Here is a 23,660-nt window from a genome sequence, read left to right on the forward strand (position 1 = left end):
TATAACATATTCATCGGCATCTGCAGAAAGGCTATCGGGATCTGGCGTACAGAAGTTGATGAAGGAAATTCATTCCGTGGCTATAGGTGAGTGATATTTTATCGGGAAAAGGTAGTTATCATTATGTGTTAATGATAACTACCTGACTTTACCCGTGCCACTGTGCAGTGCGCCGGCCAGATAGTATTTTTCGTTCTGCCCCGGCGTCACTACCCGTTTCTGCTGTCCGCGCAACTGCCAGTCCGCACCGATTTTAGGATTAAGGTGGATATCCACTTCATCTTCATAAAATACCGGATGCTCTGCGCTGCATTCATCCAGCGCTTTGTGGATTACCGCCATCTTTTCATCTTTATGTGGGTCACGGATACGCAGAGTTGGCGCGGCCCTGCGCCATACAAGCCCCGCAGATGGCAACCAGCGGCGAACGGTTCCTGCATGTAACTGGCAACCGGTTATCTCATTGATTTTTAATGCCAGTAATTCGGTGCTCCAGCGTGAACGTTGATAACCAAAATCGCCGGGAGAATGCTTTATCAGCTCACGTAACAGGGTGCAGATATGTTCAAAAGGCCAGCGTCGGGAGCGCCCTGCGGGTAAGGATTTCAGGCCTTCAATACCTGAGTGCGTAAACCAGTTAATCCAGCGACCAACGGATGAACGGGCACAACAGAGAGTTCTGGCAACATCGCTGACCCGTTCACCCCGATGAAGCATCAGCATGGCCGTGAGTCTGCGGGCATGATTTTTATCGCGCGTTTTATGAATAGCTTTCTGCATCAGGCGTCGTTCGCCACGGGGTATTGGTGCTATGATCGGCATCGCTCAGTCCGGTTGGTGGTTTTGGTTGGTTTGGCGATTGATCAGATCGCACAATCCGGGCTGAGTTCCCTTTCAGTGATCTACTATTCCGCGCATCTATTTAGTCATTAAGAATATATTTAGATCAATAGAGGTTAATAATAAATAAAAGAATAAAAAGTTAGATAATCCGAAAATCAGAATCATAAGGCGTTGTTTTAAAATATCCATATCAACCACTTTCATCGGAGAAAACTACATATTACTCACCCAAAAAACGATGTCTACATCCATTTGACGTCGTATTTCCCTGTTGGTACTATCAAACTGTTGTACTGTCGCACTGGCGACCACCAATGCTCTTGTAGCCTGTGATGAGCGCCTTTGGGTGGCTACAGTCGCACTTAAGCTGCGACCACCAATGTTCCGGCAGTCTGTGAGGAGCGCCTTCGGGTGACTGCACAATAAAACTCTCTAAGCCTGAAAGGGAGTACATGAAAAATGTGGCAAATCTGCTCACCTTTGAAAGCAGATATCGTCTATGAAGGCGCACTATGACGCGGCGATGAAGGTTTACTGTGTAGCAAATCTGCCAGTTTCAATTCACTTCCGTTCTGTGAACGGCATCAGTTCAACGTCTTCTCATTTGCAGTGATACGCCCTGAGTTTCGTACGACTTTTGCATCGACGGATAAGGCCATTTGGTACATTTGGCCGCTTACGGAGTTGCATTAGGAGCACGAAGCTGCGCGGCGTCACTTGTGAAGTGGCGAAGACACTACCAAGTGACGCGCGCAGCGCATAACGTCTCAACCCACGTAAGACGTGGTTTTCAACGTTTTACTACCATCTGACCAACATGTAGCCCGTGTCAGTGCGGTTTTAAAATCACTTTCACATCAACGTAAGCACGACGGGAGGCCGTCTGAACGTTCAACTATCAGTAAGGAGGAAATCGACTCGGTATCGATGGCGACACTACGAGCAGTAGTGTTGGAGGCAGCTTGACGTAAGTCAGCTCTGCATAAGCAGCAAACAGATCAGAGATCTGGGGTGCCTCGCAAGAACTCAACAATTCGCCGCCCCGATGCACAGATACCAGTCGAGACGCAGGAAGCGCAACAGCAACCGTGTCGTCGGGGAATGAATTGCTGGTCTACAGATCCGTCTGCTTCTTTACAAGCAGAGGGACGTGTATGCCTTTGGAGAGAGTGAAATGTCCAGATTCAGTAAACAGCTGTGCAAACAACTCGTCACGCTTGCCCGTCAGGGGCGGGGAAGTTATAAAACGGTGGCTGACCGTTCAAGAATCGCAGAACGTTTTTCTGAACGACTGTCTGAACTGAATATTCAGATCAGGGACGTAAAACATATCAAAACTTCCCATATTGAAAAGTATATTGAGAGCAGGAAGGCAGATAGTTTATCTCTCAGGACGTTACAGAATGAGATGTCTGCTATCCGTTCTGTTTTATTATCAGCAGGAAGAAATAAACTGGCCGATCCCAGTCACATTAACCTGAGTAATCAGGCGCTCGGGATTTCTGGTGCTAACCGGGATGGAACTAAACTTCCCATTACAGACGAAAAACTTAATGCTGTGGTCAGTTTTGCCCAAAGAAAAGACGAGGGCGTTGCTCTTGCTGTGCAACTTTCCCGATATCTTGGATTGAGAACAGAAGAAACCGTTCAGTCTGCAAAGTCTTTAAAGACATGGAGGCAGGCACTGATTAATAATCATGAGCGTGTCCGTGTTGTTTTCGGGACTAAAGGCGGACGTCCAAGGGAAACGACAGTTTTTAATCGCGAAAAAGTTTTATCAATTCTTGACAAGGCAATTAGTTATGTCAGTGAACATAACGGAAAACTGATTGATAAACCCTCTCTGCATACCGCTATTGATCGCTACCGTAATATTGTAAGAGAGGCCGGAATGAATGGTAAAAATGCGCCGCACAGTTTACGTTACGCTTACTCCCGCGATGCTGTAAATCACCATATTAAAAATGGAATGAGTCGCGATGAATCCGAGGCATTAGTTTCAATGGACCTGGGCCATGGAGATGGTCGGGGGCGTTATATTAAACAAGTTTATTTTCGTAAGGAAAAAGAATAGATTGTATCGCTACTGAATTTTCAGGATGTACAGCCACAGCTCATGCAGGGCTGTGGCTTCTTTAAATTATCAATCAGTAAATTTACATGTTCGAATAGCTTTAATGCTTGATGCGCCAGCAAGTCTTACTGTTTCATTTATTGACTTTCCGTTTCTGAAAGGATTGATTGTCTCTTTTTTACTTGTTGGATTTATTTTTAATCTGATAATTGTTTTGACATGCAAAAAATATCGTTTCTTTATTCCGGGTGTGTGAGTCATTCGCATTTTTCTTGACAAGATATCCGCAAGTACTGCTGCCAGTGGGGAGTCTGGAGTTGCTGTACATGATGATGGGTGAGTTTTACCCGACATGTACGGGTAACTCGCAGTTCCCCACCCATGATAGTTTATAAAGTTATTAATGAATCAAAAATAAAAACCTTCAGCATGTAATATTGATATTAATATCTTTGACCGCGTCAATATCCATACCTGTAAAATCAGGGGGCAGTATTACCCCGAACTATTTATTTCGGCAGGATTTCTGCTGTGATATGTACTTTATTTCCCATGCGGGCTTCGGTAATATTATAATACCTGTCACCCTGCTTGTCGGCCTGCTGGCGAATTTTTTCTTCCGTCTGCTCCAGTGTATCGCCTGTTGCCGTCACGGTTTGAGCACAGACTGAAAAAGGCAGGATTATAGAGAGGAATAACGTCATGATATTTTTCATTGATAATCCCTTGATTAATAATTAAATGGATGACTTAAGCCAGGCTGCGATATTCTGGGTAATGCTGTCAACCTGTTGATGACTATTTTAATCTGTAGTCATTCAATCCTTGTAACATCAGGATGATCCTGGTGTCAGTGAAAATACGAAATCAACACGTTGGTATCATTACCCACCTGTGAACTGACGTCGGCATTTTGAATCTCACTTCGGCGTGCCCCCTCCGAATGGCGCAAAACATTTCGTGGTATGGCATGATAGCACCCGAAGAGAGTCAATTCAGGGTGGTAAATGTGAAACCAGTAACGCTATACGATGTCGCAGAGTATGCCGGTGTCTCTTATCAGACCGTTTCCCGCGTGATGAACCAGGCCAGCCACGTCTCTGCGAAAACGCGGGAAAAGGTGGAAGCGGCGATGGCGCAGCTGAACTACATTCCCAACCGCGTGGCACAACAACTGGCGGGCAAACAGTCGTTGCTGATTGGCGTTGCTACCTCCAGTCTGGCCCTGCACGCGCCGTCGCAAATTGTCGCGGCGATTAAATCTCGCGCCGATCAACTGGGTGCCAGCGTGGTGGTGTCGATGGTAGAACGAAGCGGCGTCGAAGCCTGTAAAGCGGCGGTGCACAATCTTCTCGCGCAACGCGTCAGTGGGCTGATCATTAACTATCCGCTGGATGACCAGGATGCCATTGCTGTGGAAGCTGCCTGCGCTAATGTTCCGGCGTTATTTCTTGATGTCTCTGACCAGACTCCCATCAACAGTATTATTTTCTCCCATGAAGACGGTACGCGACTGGGCGTGGAGCATCTGGTCGCATTGGGTCACCAGCAAATCGCGCTGTTAGCGGGCCCATTAAGTTCTGTCTCGGCGCGTCTGCGTCTGGCGGGCTGGCATAAATATCTCACTCGCAATCAAATTCAGCCGATAGCGGAACGGGAAGGCGACTGGAGTGCCATGTCCGGTTTTCAACAAACCATGCAAATGCTAAATGAGGGCATCGTTCCCACTGCGATGCTGGTTGCCAACGATCAGATGGCGCTGGGCGCAATGCGCGCCATTACCGAGTCCGGGTTGCGCGTTGGTGCGGATATCTCGGTAGTGGGATACGACGATACCGAAGACAGCTCGTGTTATATCCCGCCGTTAACCACCATCAAACAGGATTTTCGCCTGCTGGGGCAAACCAGCGTGGACCGCTTGCTGCAACTCTCTCAGGGCCAGGCGGTGAAGGGCAATCAGCTTTTGCCCGTCTCTCTGGTGAAAAGAAAAACCACCCTGGCGCCCAAGACGCAAACCGCCTCTCCCCGCGCGTTGGCCGATTCATTAATGCAGCTGGCACGACAAGTTTCCCGACTGGAAAGCGGGCAGTGAGCGCAACGCAATTAATGTGAGTCAGCTCACTCATTAGGCACCCCAGGCTTTACACTTTATGCGTCCGACTCGTATGTTGTGTGAAATTGTTAGCGGATAACAATTTCACACAGGATACAGCTATGACTATGATTACGGATTCACTGGCCGTCGTATTACAACGTCGTGACTGGGAAAACCCTGGCGTTACCCAACTTAATCGCCTTGCAGCACATCCCCCTTTCGCCAGCTGGCGTAATAGCGAAGAGGCCCGCACCAATCTCCCTTCCCAACAGTTGCGCAGCCTGAATGGTGAGTGGCAATTTGTCTGGTTTCCGGCACCAGAAGCGGTTCCGGAAAGCTGGCTGGAGTGCGATCTTCCTGTCGCCGATACTGTCGTCGTCCCCTCAAACTGGCAGATGCACGGTTACGACGCGCCCATCTACACCAACGTGACCTATCCCATTACGGTCAATCCGCCATTTGTTCCCACGGAGAATCCGACTGGTTGTTACTCGCTCACATTTAATGTTGATGAAAGCTGGCTACAGGAAGGCCAGACGCGAATTATTTTTGATGGCGTTAACTCGGCGTTTCATCTGTGGTGCAACGGGCGCTGGGTCGGTTACGGCCAGGACAGCCGTTTGCCGTCTGAATTTGACCTGAGCACATTTTTACGCGCCGGAGAAAACCGCCTCGCGGTGATGGTGCTGCGCTGGAGTGACGGCAGTTATCTGGAAGATCAGGATATGTGGCGGATGAGCGGCATTTTCCGTGACGTCTCGTTGCTGCATAAACCGAGCACGCAAATCAGCGATTTCCATGTAGCCACTCACTTTAATGATGATTTCAGCCGCGCTGTACTGGAGGCAGACGTTCAGATGTACGGCGAGCTGCGCGATGAGCTGCGGGTGACGGTTTCTTTGTGGCAGGGTGAAACGCAGGTCGCCAGCGGCACCGCGCCTTTCGGCGGTGAAATTATCGATGAGCGTGGTGGTTATGCCGATCACGTCACCCTACGTCTGAACGTCGAAAACCCGAAACTGTGGAGCGCCGAAATCCCGAATCTCTATCGTGCGGTGGTTGAACTGCACACCGCCGACGGCACGCTGATTGAAGCAGAAGCCTGCGATGTCGGTTTCCGCGAGGTGCGGATTGAAAATGGTCTGCTGCTGCTGAACGGCAAGCCGTTGCTGATTCGCGGCGTTAACCGTCACGAGCATCATCCTCTGCATGGTCAGGTCATGGATGAGCAGACGATGGTGCAGGATATCCTGCTGATGAAGCAGAACAACTTTAACGCCGTGCGCTGTTCGCATTATCCGAACCATCCGCTGTGGTACACGCTGTGCGACCACTACGGCCTGTATGTGGTGGATGAAGCCAACATTGAAACCCACGGCATGGTGCCAATGAATCGTCTGACCGATGATCCGCGCTGGCTACCCGCGATGAGCGAACGCGTAACGCGAATGGTGCAGCGCGATCGTAATCACCCGAGTGTGATCATCTGGTCGCTGGGGAATGAATCAGGCCACGGCGCTAATCACGACGCACTCTATCGCTGGATCAAATCTGTCGATCCTTCCCGCCCGGTACAGTATGAAGGCGGCGGAGCCGACACCTTCGCAACCGATATTATTTGCCCGATGTACGCGCGCGTGGATGAAGACCAGCCCTTCCCGGCTGTGCCGAAATGGTCCATCAAAAAATGGCTTTCGTTGCCTGGAGAGACGCGCCCGCTGATCCTTTGCGAATACGCCCACGCGATGGGTAACAGTCTTGGCGGCTTCGCTAAATACTGGCAGGCGTTTCGTCAGTACCCCCGTTTACAGGGCGGCTTCGTCTGGGACTGGGTGGATCAGTCGCTGATTAAATATGATGAAAATGGCAATCCGTGGTCGGCTTACGGCGGTGATTTTGGCGATACGCCGAATGATCGCCAGTTCTGCATGAACGGTCTGGTCTTTGCCGACCGCACGCCGCATCCGGCGCTGACGGAAGCAAAACACCAGCAGCAGTTTTTCCAGTTCAGTTTATCCGGGCGAACCATCGAAGTGACCAGCGAATACCTGTTCCGTCATAGCGATAACGAGCTCCTGCACTGGATGGTGGCGCTGGATGGCAAGCCGCTGGCAAGCGGTGAAGTGCCTCTGGATGTCGCTCCACAAGGTAAACAGTTGATTGAACTGCCTGGACTACCGCAGCCGAAGAGCGCCGGACAACTCTGGCTAACGGTTCACGTAGTGCAACCGAACGCGACCACATGGTCAGCAGCCGGACACATCAGCGCCTGGCAGCAGTGGCGTCTGGCGGAAAACCTCAGCGTGACACTCCCCTCCGCGCCCCACGCCATCCCGCAACTGACCACCAGCGAAACGGATTTTTGCATCGAGCTGGATAATAAGCGTTGGCAATTTAACCGCCAGTCAGGCTTTCTTTCACAGATGTGGATTGGCGATAAAAAACAACTGCTGACGCCGCTGCGCGATCAGTTCACCCGCGCACCGCTGGATAACGACATTGGCGTAAGTGAAGCGACCCGCATTGACCCTAACGCCTGGGTCGAACGCTGGAAGGCGGCGGGCCATTACCAGGCCGAAGCAGCGTTGTTGCAGTGCACGGCAGATACGCTTGCCGACGCGGTGCTGATTACCACGGTCCACGCGTGGCAGCATCAGGGGAAAACCTTATTTATCAGCCGGAAAACCTACCGGATTGATGGAAGTGGTCAAATGGTGATTACCGTTGATGTTGAAGTGGCGAGCAATACGCCACATCCGGCGCGGATTGGCCTGACCTGCCAGCTGGCGCAGGTAGCAGAGCGGGTAAACTGGCTCGGATTAGGGCCGCAAGAAAACTATCCCGACCGCCTTACTGCGGCCTGTTTTGACCGCTGGGATCTGCCATTGTCAGACATGTATACCCCGTACGTCTTCCCGAGCGAAAACGGTCTGCGCTGCGGGACGCGCGAATTGAGTTATGGCCCACACCAGTGGCGCGGCGACTTCCAGTTCAACATCAGCCGCTACAGTCAACAGCAACTGATGGAAACCAGCCATCGCCATCTGCTGCACGCGGAAGAAGGCACATGGCTGAATATCGACGGTTTCCATATGGGGATTGGTGGCGACGACTCCTGGAGCCCGTCAGTGTCGGCGGAATTCCAGCTTAGCGCCGGTAGCTACCATTACCAGTTGCTCTGGTGTCAAAAATAATAATAACCGGGCAGGCCATGTCTGCCCGTATTTCGCGTAAGGAAATCCATTATGTACTATTTAAAAAACACAAACTTTTGGATGTTCGGTTTATTCTTTTTCTTTTACTTTTTTATCATGGGAGCCTACTTCCCGTTTTTCCCGATTTGGCTACATGACATCAACCATATCAGCAAAAGTGATACGGGTATTATTTTTGCCGCTATTTCTCTGTTCTCGCTATTATTCCAACCGCTGTTTGGTCTGCTTTCTGACAAACTCGGGCTGCGCAAATACCTGCTGTGGATTATTACCGGTATGTTAGTGATGTTTGCGCCGTTCTTTATTTTTATCTTCGGGCCACTGTTACAATACAACATTTTAGTAGGATCGATTGTTGGTGGTATTTATCTAGGCTTTTGTTTTAACGCCGGTGCGCCAGCAGTAGAGGCATTTATCGAGAAAGTCAGCCGTCGCAGTAATTTCGAATTTGGTCGCGCGCGGATGTTTGGCTGTGTTGGCTGGGCGCTGTGTGCCTCGATTGTCGGCATCATGTTCACCATCAATAATCAGTTTGTTTTCTGGCTGGGTTCTGGCTGTGCATTCATCCTCGCCGTTTTGCTCTTTTTCGCCAAAACAGATGCGCCCTCTTCTGCCACGGTTGCCAATGCGGTAGGTGCCAACCATTCGGCATTTAGCCTTAAGCTGGCGCTGGAACTGTTCAGACAGCCAAAACTGTGGTTTTTGTCACTGTATGTTATTGGCGTTTCCTGCACCTACGATGTTTTTGACCAACAGTTTGCTAATTTCTTTACTTCGTTCTTTGCTACCGGTGAACAGGGTACGCGGGTATTTGGCTACGTAACGACAATGGGCGAATTACTTAACGCCTCGATTATGTTTTTTGCGCCACTGATCATTAATCGCATCGGTGGGAAAAACGCCCTGCTGCTGGCTGGCACTATTATGTCAGTACGTATTATTGGCTCATCGTTCGCTACCTCAGCACTGGAAGTGGTTATTCTGAAAACGCTGCATATGTTTGAAGTACCGTTCCTGCTGGTGGGCAGCTTTAAATATATTACCAGCCAGTTTGAAGTGCGTTTTTCAGCGACGATTTATCTGGTCTGTTTCTGCTTCTTTAAGCAACTGGCGATGATTTTTATGTCTATTCTGGCGGGCAATATGTATGAAAGCATCGGTTTCCAGGGCGCTTACCTGGTGCTGGGTCTGGTGGCGCTGGGCTTCACCTTAATTTCCGTGTTCACGCTTAGCGGCCCCGGCCCACTTTCCCTGCTGCGTCGCTAGGTGAATGAAGTCGCTTAAGAAATTAATGTCGGATACGGCGCGAGCGCCTTATCCGACCAACTTATCAGGACGGAATGTTAAAAATGAACATGTCGATGACAGAAAAAATAAAAGCAGGCAAGCTATTTACCGATATGTGCGAAGGCTTACCTGAAAAAAGACTTCGTGGGAAAACATTAATGTATGAGTTCAATCACTCGCATCCATCAGAAGTTGAAAAAAGGGTAATGACTCCAACTTATTGATAGTGTTTTATGTTCAGATAATGCCCGATGACTTTGTCATGCAGCTCCACCGATTTTGAGAGCGACAGCGACTTCCGTCCCAGCCGTGCCAGGTGCTGCCTCAGATTCAGGTTATGCCGCTCAATTCGCTGCGTATATCGCTTGCTGATTACGTGCAGCTTTCCCTTCAGGCGGGATTCATACAGCGGCCAGCCATCCGTCATCCATATCACCACGTCAAAGGGTGACAGCAGGCTCATAAGACGCCCCAGCGTCGCCATAGTGCGTTCACCGAATACGTGCGCAAACCGTCTTCCGGAGCCTGTCATACGCGTAAAACAGCCAGCGCTGGCGCGATTTAGCCCCGACATAGCCCCACTGTTCGTCCATTTCCGCGCAGACGATGACGTCACTGCCCGGCTGTATGCGCGAGGTTACCGACTGCGGCCTGAGTTTTTTAAGTGACGTAAAATCGTGTTGAGGCCAACGCCCATAATGCGGGCGGTTGCCCGGCATCCAACACCATTCATGGCCATATCAATGATTTTCTGGTGCGTACCGGGTTGAGAAGCGGTGTAAGTGAACTGCAGTTGCCATGTTTTACGGCAGTGAGAGCAGAGATAGCGCTGATGTCCGGCAGTGCTTTTGCCGTTACGCACCACCCCGTCAGTAGCTGAACAGGAGGGACAGCTGATAGAAACAGAAGCCACTGGAGCACCTCAAAAACACCATCATACACTAAATCAGTAAGTTGGCAGCATCACCGTGCATCGGGTAATGACTCCAACTTACTGATAGTGTTTTATGTTCAGATAATGCCCGATGACCTTGTCATGCAGCTCCACCGATTTTGAGAACGACAGTGACTTCCGTCCCAGCCTTGCCAGATGTTGTCTCAGATTCAGGTTATGTCGCTCAATGCGCTGAGTGTAACGCTTGCTGATAACGTGCAGCTTTCCCTTCAGGCGGGATTCATACAGCGGCCAGCCATCCGTCAGCCATCCGTCATCCATACCACGACCTCAAAGGCCGACAGCAGGCTCAGAAGACGCTCCAGTGTGGCCAGAGTGCGTTCACCGAAGACGTGCGCCACAACCGTCCTCCGTATCCTGTCATACGCGTAAAACAGCCAGCGCTGACGTGATTTAGCACCGACGTAGCCCCACTGTTCGTCCATTTCAGCGCAGACAATCACATCACTGCCCGGTTGTATGCGCGAGGTTACCGACTGCGGCCTGAGTTTTTTAAGTGACGTAAAACCGTGTTGAGGCCAACGCCCATAATGCGTGCACTGGCGCGACATCCGACGCCATTCATGGCCATATCAATGATTTTCTGGTGCGTACCGGGCTGAGAGGCGGTGTAAGTGAACTGTAGTTGCCATGTTTTACGGCAATGAGAGCAGAGATAGCGCTGATGTCCGGCAGTGCTTTTGCCGTTACGCACCACGCCTTCAGTAACGGAGCAGGAAGGACATCTGATGGAAATGGAAGCCACGCAAGCACCTTAAAATCACCATCATACACTAAATCAGTAAGTTGGCAGCATTACCTGGTTTTACGAATATCTCTGTTGGTACATGCGCCGGAGTAGTTCTCAGTATCGGGGCATACGTTTTCTGAAATTTATTAAGTTCTTTTAAGGCTTCCTCAGCGTTTTTACGAATATGTAATTCAATTTCTCTGCGTGTGATGTCAGTAACAAGGATACGCACTTTATCATGTGATGCAAAATTCTCCAGTTTTTCAAGAATGTATAAGCCAAACTGAAAATGCTTTCGTTCATAGGCAGATGTATCGATATAAACAAGGCGGGTAATGAGTTCCATGATCATCTTCCTGAGATGGTTGGGGGGATGGTTCAGTATAAGTCTCATCCAATACTTGTTGTATGATTCAGTACACAAGGTTATCTGCGGCTTGACAGATCTGCGTTTTGTTTTGAAAATGAACAGGCTTATACGTTGCTTTTGCAACCACCAATGATTCAGTAGCCTGTGAGAATCGCCTTCGGGTGGCTACAACAAAAGCTCCTGTAACCTGAAAAGGGGCAAAAAATTGGTAAATCTGCACACCTTTGAGAGCAGATATCGTCAATTTAAGCGCACTATGACGCGACGATAAAGGTTCCTTCTGTACTAACCAGACAGTCAGAATGTTGTTTTTTCTGACTCCCCGACGGGAAACACTTCCCGCTCGGGCAGGTGTTTCCTTTTTTTATGGAGAAACACAATGTCTGTCATCTCTTCTGCGATTTTCCCTGAACATATCCTTACTCAGCTTCAGCAGTCTGCTGACGCAGCTGTCCGGAAATTGAAATCTTTCATTTATCTGCATCGCAACAGCAACTGGTATGTCAACGGCTCGGGCAATTATGCCGTCCGTGCTCATATCTCTTCTGTCAAAGACCAGGGCGTTAACGTCTTTCTTACCGTTCGTACAGGCTGCCACCGCGCCGAGTATGTTTTTCACCGCCTGCCGGTTTCCTTTCCTGAGGGAATAACAGGTCGTCGAAACGCATACCGCCATGCCTGCCGCCAGGCACAGCATCTGGCACACCTGCGCTACCGTTTTCTTTCCGGAGGGCATTCTCATGACTGAAGCACTGCACGACGTCACTTTTCGTATTCTGTCGATGTCTGAGACGCGACGGGATGTATGTCCCGCTCAGTATGGCCCCGTAAGTGGCGTTTTCATCAGGGGCGAAATCCTCAGAGATAACGTCTCCTGTGGCGAACAGGTTTTTGTCGCACCGCTCGGTGATTGTGATCCGGCTGACCCCGAACTTTGCGTCTGGTGTCAGTATTACGGATATTCTTCCCGGGTTAAGGCCGGCGACATACTGGATGGTGTGGCCGTTTCTGGCATAAATTTCGCTGATCCACTGTCGTTAGCTGTGCTGCAACGCCTCCGCTTTAATCCTGAATATGTGTATCAGGAGCAATCTGATTCATATGCACTGCACTGATCGGCTGATGAAGGCCGTGACCGTGAAATGTTGTGGACCCTGACGGGGATATCCCGTTATTTACCTGAGGATATACCCATGCACACAGACGTTTATACGCTTAAAACTCCACTGGACACGCTCAGCTGGCTTTGCCTGCTTGAGAGTGAACTCCTGAGCATCAGGGCATTTCAGCGTCTCGATCTTCATACGGACCGGGATGAAACGAATGAACTGACGTTTCTGGAAGATTCCATCATTGGGACCGGCACAGCTTATGGCTGGTTTGTCTTTTTACTCGGGGAAGGCGATATTCCGCCTTTGCCTGATACGTCTAAAAATCTGCTCTTCACGCTGGACGAGCTGGGAAAAGAAATTAACCGGCCCTTCTGGGAGAAGGCCGTGGATGAAGGTATCCAGGATGCCCGGTGTGATCGGGCTATAGCGGCTCTCGAACGGATGTAATCAGCAGACAGAACACACCCTGACGGGGATTTACTCCCGTCCGGGGGATAAATCCCCCCTTTTTTATTCGCGGAGGATTTATCGATGAAAAACCAGTTTTCTTCGCCGGCTTCCATGTCGGTTGTCTACACCATCGAGCATGTCAGCACGGTTCCGTTGCGACACTGGCATGCTTTCGTTCTGGCCGTCACAGAAACTTTCTGGCAACTGCCGGTGCGTCTGCGTCCGGGGAATACGTATCTGCCGTCGCTTAATCGCGCGGCTGACCTGTTTCCGGTTGCTGATGTCATGGCGTTTCGTGGCGACACAGGCGGCAGTGTCTGGCCGGTCAACATGACTATAGAGCGGGAGCGCAACCGCAATACGCTGAGTATCCAGGAGCTGGATTTTCAGCATCAGCCCTGCGATTTCTTTGCACGTATTGTGATGGTCCTGCTGCATAACCTGTGTCCGGACAGCTTCCGGATACATTCTTCAGACGAGGGTCGCAGCTGGGCGTTACCGTTACGCTGGATTGAACAACATCTCGGTCTGCCTGAGCAGCCGACGCTGACCGCGCCTCAGTCGGTACTGAAAACACCGGTAGGCGAGGGCGCGTTTGATTCCCTGCTGCTGCAGCTGCTCTCCGGTGGTGAGCGGGTGCTGAGCAATGAGGACTGGAATGCCTTCGTGCTGGCGGAATTCCATCTGTACGAACTGAAGCGGGTCGCGGAAAAATCTGACTCGTTTTAAACAGTACTGACTTTAACCCCGTCGGGAGAGATGACTCCGGACGGAGCGGCTCTCCCGTTTTTACAGGAGAGCCCCATGCTTTTTTTCGACAATAAAGACCTGACTAACGTCCTGCTAACCGCCCGTATGCAGGGAGGCCAGCTTCACCTGGCAAAGGATGAGGGTGTTTATCTTATGCCGGCCACCGGTGCCTGGCAGGGCAACGATCCGGTGCCGCGTATTGCGTATGCCGCAGGGTGTCACCCTCAGAAAAATGAGGACTGGTACGACACGGCACGCCTGCTTGCCGGCGGCGATGATTTCATTGAATCACTGTCGATAAGCGACGCGGTAGCCACCTCTGTACTGTCCGGCAGGACGGACCTGAGGCTCCTGATTACCGACACACAGATACAGGTGCTCACCGCTGCGACTGACCGGGTGAAAGTGGCGCAGTATCGCCAGAAGGCCGATCAGCTTTTGGCGAGTGCAGTCTGTCACTTCAGTGCCTGTGTCGGGCCTGATGAACTCTGCCGCTGGCGTGAAAACGCCGTGCGTCTGCTGACGCAGGCGGCCTTCATCAGCTGTAAGCGGGCGAAGCCTGAAGATCATCAAACTTTTCTGAACGCCTGTGGCAGGCTGCAGGCCAGGTTATCGCAGGTGACCCCGCAGGGGGCGCTGCGAATAACCGGACGTTAATTCACCCCGGCAGGGACTTTTCCTGCCGGAAAGATTCCTGCCTCTTTCTGAACCGAAGGAGGCCCGTATGGGACTGGATATTTTTCTCTACAGCCAGCACCGGCAGATCGTCGCAGTACCGGCACCGTATCATCCGGTGTGTGAACTGAGCCGCGATTTTTCACTGATTACCTGGCTGGATAAGCACGTCGGTGAGGTGGAAAACGCGACCTGTCTGGAACTGTCACGCGAGCATATTCAGCAACTGAAAGAGAGGCTGGACTGTGCGATTGCGACATTTACAGAGGGGAATGAGGATAATCCGCTTCTTCAGCGCCGGCTGCAGTACGTTTTCACCCTGCGTGACAGGCTGGAAAGCCTGCTCAGTGATTTTGACTTTGAACATGAATACCTGTGGTTTTATGCCGCATGGTAACTGACCTCTGAATTTCCCGTCGACGGGCGTATCTCTGCGCTCGCCGGCGCAGGGGTATGCCTCTGATTAAAGGTATATCTCATGAAAAAAACGACTTCACGCAAGGCGGCTCGCCGTCCGGCAAAACCGACTGACCTTTATCGCCAGATCACCGACCGCATTGTTGTCGCGCTGGAAAACGGCGTAGCGCCCTGGCGTAAGCCGTGGCGCGCGGCTGCCGGCAGCGGTCTGGCCGGTCTGCCCCTGAATGCCACAACCGGACGTCACTACAGCGGCGTGAATGTCCTGCTTCTCTGGATGTCAGCGGAAGAGCAGGGTTTTCGCAATAACCGCTGGATGACTTACCGGCAGGCGCAGCAGGCTGGCGGGCAGGTGCGTAAGGGTGAGAAAGCCACCCTGGCGGTGGTTTATAAGGACTGGACGAAGCAGGCAGAGGATCGCGAAGGCAACCGCCTTTATGACAGTGACGGTAAACCGCTGATGGAAACCGTGCCGATGCTCAAACCCCTGCAGCTGTTCAACGCTGAGCAGTGTGAGGGGTTGCCGGCAGAGGTTGCGGCTTCACCTGAGCAACCACCGACGGTGGATGAGGACGGCATACTCTGTCCGGACGTGATGAACAGGGTGATCCGGATGTTTAACGCCACTGGGGTTAAAAACCGGATGCTGCCTCAGAACCGGGCATATTACCGCCCGCTGACGGATGAAATTGTGATGCCGATGGCTGAGCAGTTTTTTACGGAAGCGGACTGCTGGTCCACGCTGTTGCATGAGCTTGTACACAGTACCGGTCATGCGAAGCGACTTAACCGGGAGGGGATAACCTCCTCATCCCGGCAGTTCGGGGACCCGGTGTATGCCTTTGAGGAGCTCATCGCCGAAATGGGCAGCGCGTTTTTGTGTGCTCAGCTCGGCGTGTTCGGTGAGGTTCAGCACGACAGCTATGTGGACCACTGGCTGAAGGTGCTGAAATCTGACAAAAAGGCCCTGTTCCGCGCCTGCCGGCATGCCCGGGAAGCGTCGGAATATCTGCTGGCACTGCCTGAAAGTCAGGCTGTGGCGGCGTAATTAACTTATCCGGTGACGGTTATTCCGTAACTGTCGCCGTCCCGTGAGGACACCGCTCCTCACGGGGCTGTGTCCTCTTTTTTTTATGAAAGAGGAGTATTCACTATGTCCGAATGGTGTCATAACCGCCTGGAAATCACCGGTAAATCAGTCTGCATCGATGTCATGCTGCAGTGGATAAACGGCACTGACGTACCGCGTCACCGCCACGCAGTGCAGCAGAGCATACAGCTGTTTCTGGCTGGCGCGGCGGGGATACTCAAGCCGGTGCGGACCACGTCGTATCCGCCCTGTCAGGGGCTGGTCCGTGCAGGCACCGGGCTTTCCACTGCGGCCAATCAGGCGTTTGAAAGCTGGCTGGCGCTCCTGCTGAAGGATGCCATCCTCGATGCGGAAACCATCAGAGCCGTGGACCGGCTTTATCACCAGTCAGGTCTGGGCGCGCTGAAATGGGAGAATATTCCCGACCCGGCACGTGAGGTTATGGCGGAGCTGATTGCCAGACAGTATACCGACTGGTTTGGTCTGGTCAGCGCCGGCGATGAGTCTCATGCTGCAACTGCCTGGGAGCGGCTCAGCCAGTATCCTGAACGCTCCCAGCCCTGCGATATGCTGGCCGTCATACCTACGCGGCTGGCAGCAGAGCTGAACGGCTCCGGGGGGCTGATGTCCGGTGTGTCGACCACAACCAGCCTCTACTGCCGGCAGTACGGCATGGAGTGGCCGGCCGGGCACAACGTCAACTGGCAGCGCCATACGCCTAACAGTCTTACGCTGCAGATGGATATGCCCTGGCTCCCGCCGTCAGGTGAGGTTGTCGGGGAAATCTCAGCGGTGTTTGACTGCGAGGTGCGTCACAGCTACAGCGAGCCCGTGAGCGGGCTCAGCGGTTACGACTGCTATGACGGCGGTGAGCATGTTGACGGACACAAAGGCGCGTCCGGCGCGCCTCAACCCGGACAGGTGCTTTATCTCGTCAGCGATGAGCCCGCTTCACCGGCTCAGGAACCTGCATCATATCGTGAGGTCCGGGGGTAAAAGCCTGTTCCTCCGTTGACTCAGCCACGGCTCTGCCGTGGCATTTTTTTCTCAGCCGACGGCCAGTTGACCAGGATATGTATTCCTTTTTATTGTGGCTTCAAACGGAATAATTAACCATTTGAATTTAATGATAATTCTTTTTGGCGAGCTAAGGAGTTCAAATCAATACCTGCCACTTACCAAAAACAAGAAGTTTTCAACTACCATCCATTGCTAAATGTTTCAAGTCGTTCTATAAGGAATGCTCATAATTAAGCTAATTCTTAATAATGATTTCAACATGTTAATAGTAGCATATTAATATTAACGTTTCTTATGGTTTCGAATGAGGTTCTATGAACAGGTTATTGGTTATAAAGGAAGAAAATCATACAGTTAACCCTGATATGGGGCTTGTGATTCCTGTTGCTTATCTTGATGAAAATGGAAATTATGAAAAAATTGATCCTAGCGATTTTCCTAATGGAGGAATATTTATTTCCAAAGGATTTTTGAATATAAGCCAGCAGTTTGGATATGATGAATTATTTATTCTTAATGAATATTACGAAAGCAATGATGATGACTGGAAAATTAATACAAGACATCAAAAGCATTTTGGACTTGGAAGTAAAGTAGAAAGGCTCGATAAAAGCTACTTTATTCCAATTATAAAATCTGCTCTCCCCGATATAAAAACAGGTTTCCTTGGTCATGATATTGACGCCCCTAGCGCTCAATTCTTTATTGAGAATGAGGGCTATGTATATGGACCGTTTAAAGCCTCCAAACAAGATAACAATTGGCAATTATCTCCTTTATCTACACCGTCACCCTTACAGCTTAAACAAGACCATATAGCAAGGTTTGATTTAAAGGAAATTATAGCTAATGATTTTTCTTATGAGTTAATTATTAAAGGTGAAGTTAGAAAATATATTAAAAATTTGAAAGACCTCTCCAGTTTATTGTTTGAGCAAAAAGATTACATTTCAGATACAAGGCTTGTTTCTTACTTCACCAAAAATGGATTTGGAAATGGATTTTCGAAAAATAAATCTCCTTTAGGAAAAAGTGAAGCGCAAAAGTTGTCGCAAGGGATTGATGAGTATGTTAAGAAGAATAAAGTATTAGAGAATAGCGAGCGTCTTAAAAGACTTAAGGAGCTACTTGGAGAATTTTTAGATTCAAGTCCATTCGGCCAAGAGATTGTTCAAGAGTTTTTAGCAGAAAGTAGGGATGGCAGGCTTTATTTAGATGATTATTTCAGCAAAAATAAAGACCTGCTGGTTAAGCAAAAGTCTAAAGAACTAGAGGAAGTTACTCGAGTACAGAAGAGTAAATTAAATAAAGAGATAAGTGATTTAGAAAGGCTAATAACAAATAAAAAAGCAGAATTAGATTCTGAATTAAAAAATGTTGAATATGAAAAGGTCAGGGCTAGAGAAGAACTTGAGAGAATAAAAAAACAGTCTGCTGAAGATGCTCATGACCTTCTCCTTCAAAAACAGCAGGCTTTGACGGAAAAAAATGCTGAGTTAGAAGAAAACATTAAAAATGCAAGCATTAAGCTTGAACAATTCTACTCAATGGAGTCTAGGGTAAATGATTATAATTCTCTGAATGAAGAAATAAATTATCTGAAAAGGCTTAAAGAGGATATTGAAAAAGACAAAGAATCAGCTGAGAAAGCACTTAAACTTAAAAAAGCAACTTTGAACTCTCCACAGCTTCTGGAAAAAACTGTAGAGATACAAACAATACAAAACCTCAAAACTCTCTTGAATGGTGGCAGGGCAAGAGAAAGCACGCCGAAAATATATAAAACAAAGATAAATCCATCAACTATCGAACTGAATAAAGAAAACAGAAAAGAATACATTAATTACTTAGTTGATTCATTTAGCAACGATAATGGAAGGAATTTTTCATTTGATGAAATGGCGAATTTAATTATATGCTTGAATCAATCATTCATGACAATTTTATCAGGCCCTCCGGGAACAGGAAAAACCTCCACGGCTATTAGATTAGCTCAAAATATGGGCTTGACTAATGGTGAGAATACATACAATACTAGTAACTTTATTAATATTCCAGTCGGAAGAGCTTGGGTATCAAGCCGAGACATCTTAGGATTTTATAATTCCTTAAAAGACGTTTACCAGCCAGCCCGTACAGGTCTTTATGAGTTTTTGAAGAGTGATCATAATCCAGATTATTTGAAAATAATTCTACTTGATGAGGCCAACCTGTCTAGCGTCGAACACTATTGGTCAGACTTTCTAGGTATGTGTGATCCCGAAGGAAGAAATAGAAAAATTGATTCTGGCATTCCATCTGAAGACGAAAGATATATTACCGTGGCTGATGGTGTGCGTTTTATAGCAACTATTAACAATGATGCGTCAACTGAACGTTTATCGCCAAGGTTAATCGACCGGGTACCCGTAATAGGTTTAAATCACAACGCAGAATTTAAATCGAACGTTATAAGATCTTTAGCATTTGAAGGCGCTGTGAAAAACGAATGGTTGGAAAGTTGTTTTGATGTGAGCTTATATGAGTCTTCTTTTACGACGGAAGAGGAGAACTTACTTGATGAAATAATAGAAATATTAAAAGCTCCTCTTACCAGAACTACTTCTGTTAGAGTCAGTCAAAGAAAATATAATGCAATGAAGAGGTATTGCTATATTGCTAATGAAATCGAAGGGTTACAAGTTCAGCCTCTAGATTTTGCAATAAATCAGCACGTTTTGCCATTGATTGAGGGGTACGGTGCAGGTTTCAAAGAAAGATTGCACAATCTTGAGCAAAAGCTTGTGGAGTTTGATCTTCATATTTCTAAAGCAACACTTAGAAATATAATAAATAATGGTGATATTTATAGCGAATCTTACTCTTATTTTTAGGATTGTTGATTATGAAAATTAAGGTTTCAATTTTAGGGGGGAAGCGTCAGGGAGATGCTTTTGAACTGAAGTTAATCGATGAAAAAATCAACTCATCATTATTCATTCTTGAAGATGAAGCTATAGAAATAGCCTTTACGAGTGAAAACTATTACGAAAAGATTTCTTTGTTATTATACGAAAATGAAGTGGAACCTACTTTAATCGAACGTGTAGGCGAGCTTTGGACTTACAGATGGCTTCCCAAAAGGCTAGGGCGTTTTTCATATGAATGTTTTTTCCATAATTACTATGGAATAGCCGAATTAGTACTTGAAGCTCAATACGGTGAAAGGACTGAACTTTTTAGTTTTCAATCGATAGAAGTTCTGGCAAAAAAGTTAAATGCAGAGCGAGTTGATAAGATGCTGAACTATATAGCAAAAATCGATAGTAATGCTCTTTGTGCTTTTTTCAGAGTAACTCGGCGGAAAGCAGGTTTCAAAAATGGGGATACTCCTGCTGAAATTTTACTAGAACAAATTGAAAGCATTGTCGAAATAACGACAACCCTGATAAGAAAAATAATACAAAGACCTATTTCTAAATTAACAAGTCGGGAGAAATATGTTTATCCGAGTGACAACACAAATATTGATGATTTGACGCTGTCATGGCTATGTAGCAACACTGATGAGCTATTTGAAACAGATTCATATGAAAGTGCAATTTTGGAGTTTAACGATGAGCTTTATGGGGCGAGAAAGCTTATTGAGCACCAGGCAGTAGAAGATTCTGACGTTTATGAAAATCAAGTTTTGCATGGTTTTGTTATGACTTTAATTCAAACCACTTCTTCTCTTCTTTCAGGCTTCAAAAACCCTGATAAGTATCCAAATAGAATAAATGGAAGCCCTTTAGGGTATGTTAGTTTTTTCTCTCAAATACAAAAATTTCAGAAGAGTATTAATGGGCGAAAAATTTTAAAATGCAAATCAATATTATCAGATTTACATTCTCTTAAAAGGATAATGGCAGAGGTGATGCCTGCAAAAAAACATATAATCGGAGTGCCCACGTTTACAATGAAAGCCAAAAAGGATCCTTTATACCTTTCTGTTTTCAAAAAGATCGTTGACTGGTACCGATTTGGGAAACCTGATTGGAGTGTTCAAGAAGAGTTATTATCCATACAAAGCATTCCAAAATTGTTTGAATACTATTCTCTTTTCTATATAAGAGAGATATTAGGACAGCATATAGGCTCTAAATCCGCGCCCGAACCAGTTAATGAATCAATATCATTTGTTTTTAATCTTAGAAAAGGGGCTACTCTAAAATTACTATATGAGCCAAAATATTGGATGGCCACCCATCCCATGGCAGACCTAAGAGGTTTGGTTAACAGTGAAGGATGGACAACTTACAATGGTATGGTGACTCATCGTTCTTCCTCAGGGAGATTTTCTAATCGATCTCCCGACTTTGTAATACATATTAGCAATGGGAATGGTATTGACAAGTATCTCATTCTTGATGCGAAGTATACTTCTACTGATAAAGCCTTTTTACATTATTTACCTGAGTTAACGCTTAAATATCTTCATGGACTTCATTCTATTTCAGATGCAAATAGTTCCATCATTGGTTTGATTATTTTAAATCCTGATGAGAAACTACTCATTAGAGATTTCCATAATTCATCATTTGATATTTATTCGGATAGGCCAGCTATGCCATTTTTATTATGCGCTACCATTTCTCCTGGGGAAGAGTATATAAGTAATAATTGTTTCCAACATTCTCTTTTAAAGATGGTAACTCTTATGGAGCAACGTGTTAACACAGAAGGTCAAGGTCGCTACTTAATGAACGTTTTAAGTGCTTAGGGGGATTGTAAAGTTTTACATTAAATATCTCCTGAAGAATTCTATAGATAAAAATAGTGCGTGAATAGCGGAGAGAGTGAATGAAAGACCAATTAAGATAATTGATAGCGATTATTGTTAACGTCAGCGCAAGTTTGTGGATGTTGCTAACTTGTCATGTATACGTAGTATAAAAAAATAAGATCATCATTTTTACGCTCCCGCTCGGGGGCGTTTTTTATCTTTGAAAAAAGGGATCTGGTTTTTTCTCGAAGTGCACGCTTCCCGCTGTCAGGCTGTTTTTTTACATCTGCTGCTGCGGGAGAACACAGTGACCTGGAAAACAACAGCCGAACAAAACGCCATCATCGAGTGGAAGGGCAATCATCTCGTGGTGAATGCCTTTGCCGGTACAGGTAAAACCTCCACTTTAGTGAGTTACGCTGAAGCCAACCCGGAAAGTAAAATGCTTTACCTCGCCTATAATCGCGCTGTGCGGGATGAGGCTGAACGCAAATTCCCCTATAACGTAGAGTGTAAAACGTCGCATCAGCTTGCATGGGCCCGTTTCGGCAAACATTTCCGTGACCGGCTGACAGCCAGTCTGCGCATTACGGATGTGGCCAGAAAGCTCAATACCCGCCACTGGGCGCTGGCGCGGCTGGCGCTCAGCGGGCTGAACATGTTCCTCTGCAGTGCTGACCCCGAGCCGGGGCTGATACATCTGCCGTCTGAGGATGATCGCCACGGTCTCGATGCCGGTAAAATTCTGGGGGCAATACAAATCCTCTGGTATGAAATGAGCCGTACTGATTCAGTCTTTCCCGTCACGCACGACACCTACCTTAAACTGTTCCAGCTCTCTCATCCTGACCTGTCAAAACGCTGGGACACCATCCTCTTCGACGAGGCACAGGACGCCAATCCGGTGACCAGTGCATTTGTACTGAATCAGCCCTGCCGGGTCATTCTGGTCGGCGACCGTTACCAGCAGATATACCGGTTTCGGGGGGCAGATAATGCACTGAGAGCCCCGCAGCTGGTGCAGGCAGACCGGTTGTGGCTGACAGCGAGTTTTCGGTTTGGCCCTGAGGTCGCGCGGATGGCCAACATCCTGCTTGAACGTGCCGGAGAGGAAAAGCGCGTGACAGGTAACGGGGGGCAGGATGCTGTCGTCAGCAGCCTTCCGGCAGGGGCTGAGCATATTGCTGTACTGAGCCGGACGGTATCCGGCGTGATCGGCAGTGCCCTGACGGCGAGCCTTATGGAGAAAAATGTCTTCTGGGTCGGGGGGATTGAAGGCTACAAAACAGAGGAGCTGGAAAACCTGTACTGGTTCTCCGCCGATATGCCTGAAAAGATGCAGTCCCCGCGCCTCAGCCGGGACTACCGGGATTTTGATGAATACTGCTCAATAGCAAAAGCCACACAGGACGTGGAGATGAACCAGGCCATTCGTCTTCTCGATGACTTTTTCCCACTACCGCAAAAGCTGGCCATCATGCGCCGTCAGGTGGTAACCCATGAGAAAGACGCTCAGGTCACGGTTTCAACCGCACACCGCAGCAAAGGGCTGGAATGGCCGGTGGTAATGCTGAGTGAGGATTTTACTGACATTACCGACCCGCTTCTTTCGCAGGATGAGCGGCAGGATGAGACTAACCTGCTGTACGTGGCTGTCACCCGGGCCAGAAGAACGCTTGTGCTTAACGAACTGATGCGCTGGCTGAGTGATGAAGGCGGGAAAAACCGCGAGACGACGCACGAAACCGTACCGTCCGGAAATGGAGAGAGCGCCGACAGGCACGAAGAAACGGGAAAAACTTCTGAGAGTGAGTAACTGGTTTTTTATGGTGA

The 23,660-nt window shown here is 48.4% G+C and carries 19 protein-coding genes and 3 pseudogenes; 16 read left to right on the forward strand and 6 right to left on the reverse strand.

Annotated elements, in window-relative coordinates:
* Positions 1-144: 144 nt before the first annotated feature.
* A pseudogene (locus HV127_RS09475) lies at positions 145-822 on the reverse strand (IS630-like element ISEc33 family transposase); the annotation flags it as partial.
* A 1,195-nt stretch (positions 823-2,017) separates the two neighbouring features.
* On the opposite strand from HV127_RS09475, the gene HV127_RS09480 reads away from it, so the two are divergent.
* On the forward strand, positions 2,018-2,917 hold the full coding sequence (locus HV127_RS09480) for an integrase domain-containing protein (protein ID WP_026056053.1): 900 nt from the start codon (positions 2,018-2,020) through the stop codon (positions 2,915-2,917).
* Positions 2,918-3,426: 509 nt separating this feature from the next.
* Here HV127_RS09480 and HV127_RS09485 read toward each other — a convergent pair.
* Positions 3,427-3,633 carry a DUF1471 domain-containing protein gene (locus HV127_RS09485; RefSeq protein ID WP_016809494.1) on the reverse strand — a complete coding sequence of 69 codons (207 nt, stop codon included), beginning with the start codon at positions 3,631-3,633 and terminating at the stop codon, positions 3,427-3,429.
* Between the two features lie 293 nt (positions 3,634-3,926).
* Here HV127_RS09485 and lacI point away from each other — a divergent pair, with 293 nt between their 5' ends.
* From lacI to HV127_RS09505, 4 genes and pseudogenes are all read left to right on the forward strand, one after another.
* Positions 3,927-5,009, forward strand: coding sequence for a DNA-binding transcriptional repressor LacI (gene lacI / locus HV127_RS09490; protein WP_024193489.1), 1,083 nt, complete (start codon positions 3,927-3,929; stop codon positions 5,007-5,009).
* Between the two features lie 122 nt (positions 5,010-5,131).
* Entirely contained in the window at positions 5,132-8,206 is a 3,075-nt protein-coding gene (lacZ, locus tag HV127_RS09495; protein ID WP_181250253.1) for a beta-galactosidase, read from the forward strand.
* A gap of 51 nt (positions 8,207-8,257) precedes the next feature.
* Entirely contained in the window at positions 8,258-9,493 is a 1,236-nt protein-coding gene (gene lacY / locus HV127_RS09500) for a lactose permease (RefSeq protein ID WP_064146656.1), read from the forward strand.
* Between the two features lie 83 nt (positions 9,494-9,576).
* Positions 9,577-9,717, forward strand: a pseudogene (locus tag HV127_RS09505) (maltose acetyltransferase domain-containing protein); the annotation flags it as partial.
* 14 nt (positions 9,718-9,731) lie between these two features.
* Here HV127_RS09505 and HV127_RS32015 read toward each other — a convergent pair.
* From HV127_RS32015 to HV127_RS09520, 4 genes and pseudogenes are all read right to left on the reverse strand, one after another.
* Complete coding sequence (locus HV127_RS32015) at positions 9,732-9,977, reverse strand: IS1 family transposase (protein ID WP_004181753.1); 246 nt, start codon at positions 9,975-9,977, stop codon at positions 9,732-9,734.
* Positions 9,978-10,151: 174 nt separating this feature from the next.
* Positions 10,152-10,427, reverse strand: coding sequence for an IS1-like element transposase (locus HV127_RS32020; protein WP_000179213.1), 276 nt, complete (start codon positions 10,425-10,427; stop codon positions 10,152-10,154).
* Positions 10,428-10,505: 78 nt separating this feature from the next.
* Positions 10,506-11,214: pseudogene (locus HV127_RS09515) on the reverse strand (IS1 family transposase).
* 28 nt (positions 11,215-11,242) lie between these two features.
* Positions 11,243-11,545 carry a PIN domain-containing protein gene (locus HV127_RS09520; protein WP_016807936.1) on the reverse strand — a complete coding sequence of 101 codons (303 nt, stop codon included), beginning with the start codon at positions 11,543-11,545 and terminating at the stop codon, positions 11,243-11,245.
* A 403-nt stretch (positions 11,546-11,948) separates the two neighbouring features.
* Between HV127_RS09520 and HV127_RS09525 the strand changes: the two genes are divergently transcribed.
* From HV127_RS09525 to HV127_RS09575, 11 genes are all read left to right on the forward strand, one after another.
* Positions 11,949-12,317 (forward strand): hypothetical protein, encoded by a 369-nt coding sequence (locus tag HV127_RS09525; protein WP_045282254.1) that lies wholly within the window; start codon positions 11,949-11,951, stop codon positions 12,315-12,317.
* Positions 12,310-12,684 carry a hypothetical protein gene (locus tag HV127_RS09530; protein WP_016807934.1) on the forward strand — a complete coding sequence of 125 codons (375 nt, stop codon included), beginning with the start codon at positions 12,310-12,312 and terminating at the stop codon, positions 12,682-12,684. The genes HV127_RS09525 and HV127_RS09530 overlap by 8 nt, the downstream gene beginning before the upstream one ends.
* A 78-nt stretch (positions 12,685-12,762) precedes the next feature.
* A complete protein-coding gene (locus tag HV127_RS09535) occupies positions 12,763-13,128 on the forward strand; it encodes a hypothetical protein (protein ID WP_016807933.1) in 366 nt (121 codons plus the stop codon).
* Positions 13,129-13,212: 84 nt separating this feature from the next.
* The gene (locus HV127_RS09540; protein WP_016807932.1) at positions 13,213-13,860 is read left to right on the forward strand and encodes a hypothetical protein; all 648 of its coding nucleotides are present in this window, start codon (positions 13,213-13,215) and stop codon (positions 13,858-13,860) included.
* Between the two features lie 75 nt (positions 13,861-13,935).
* Positions 13,936-14,538 carry a DUF3085 domain-containing protein gene (locus HV127_RS09545; protein ID WP_016807931.1) on the forward strand — a complete coding sequence of 201 codons (603 nt, stop codon included), beginning with the start codon at positions 13,936-13,938 and terminating at the stop codon, positions 14,536-14,538.
* A gap of 67 nt (positions 14,539-14,605) precedes the next feature.
* Positions 14,606-14,953 carry a hypothetical protein gene (locus HV127_RS09550; protein ID WP_016807930.1) on the forward strand — a complete coding sequence of 116 codons (348 nt, stop codon included), beginning with the start codon at positions 14,606-14,608 and terminating at the stop codon, positions 14,951-14,953.
* A gap of 81 nt (positions 14,954-15,034) precedes the next feature.
* Positions 15,035-16,021, forward strand: a complete 987-nt coding sequence (locus HV127_RS09555) for an ArdC-like ssDNA-binding domain-containing protein (protein WP_016807929.1) — start codon at positions 15,035-15,037, stop codon at positions 16,019-16,021.
* Between the two features lie 105 nt (positions 16,022-16,126).
* On the forward strand, positions 16,127-17,059 hold the full coding sequence (locus tag HV127_RS09560) for a DUF1281 domain-containing protein (RefSeq protein WP_016807928.1): 933 nt from the start codon (positions 16,127-16,129) through the stop codon (positions 17,057-17,059).
* Positions 17,060-17,397: 338 nt separating this feature from the next.
* Complete coding sequence (locus HV127_RS09565) at positions 17,398-19,956, forward strand: AAA family ATPase (protein WP_016807927.1); 2,559 nt, start codon at positions 17,398-17,400, stop codon at positions 19,954-19,956.
* An 11-nt stretch (positions 19,957-19,967) separates the two neighbouring features.
* Positions 19,968-21,824, forward strand: a complete 1,857-nt coding sequence (locus HV127_RS09570) for a DUF2357 domain-containing protein (RefSeq protein ID WP_029591439.1) — start codon at positions 19,968-19,970, stop codon at positions 21,822-21,824.
* Between the two features lie 310 nt (positions 21,825-22,134).
* Positions 22,135-23,643 (forward strand): UvrD-helicase domain-containing protein, encoded by a 1,509-nt coding sequence (locus tag HV127_RS09575; protein ID WP_029591438.1) that lies wholly within the window; start codon positions 22,135-22,137, stop codon positions 23,641-23,643.
* Positions 23,644-23,660 lie beyond the last annotated feature (17 nt).

Source organism: Klebsiella sp. RHBSTW-00215, from assembly GCF_014103785.1.
In the GTDB taxonomy this organism is placed as follows: domain Bacteria; phylum Pseudomonadota; class Gammaproteobacteria; order Enterobacterales; family Enterobacteriaceae; genus Klebsiella.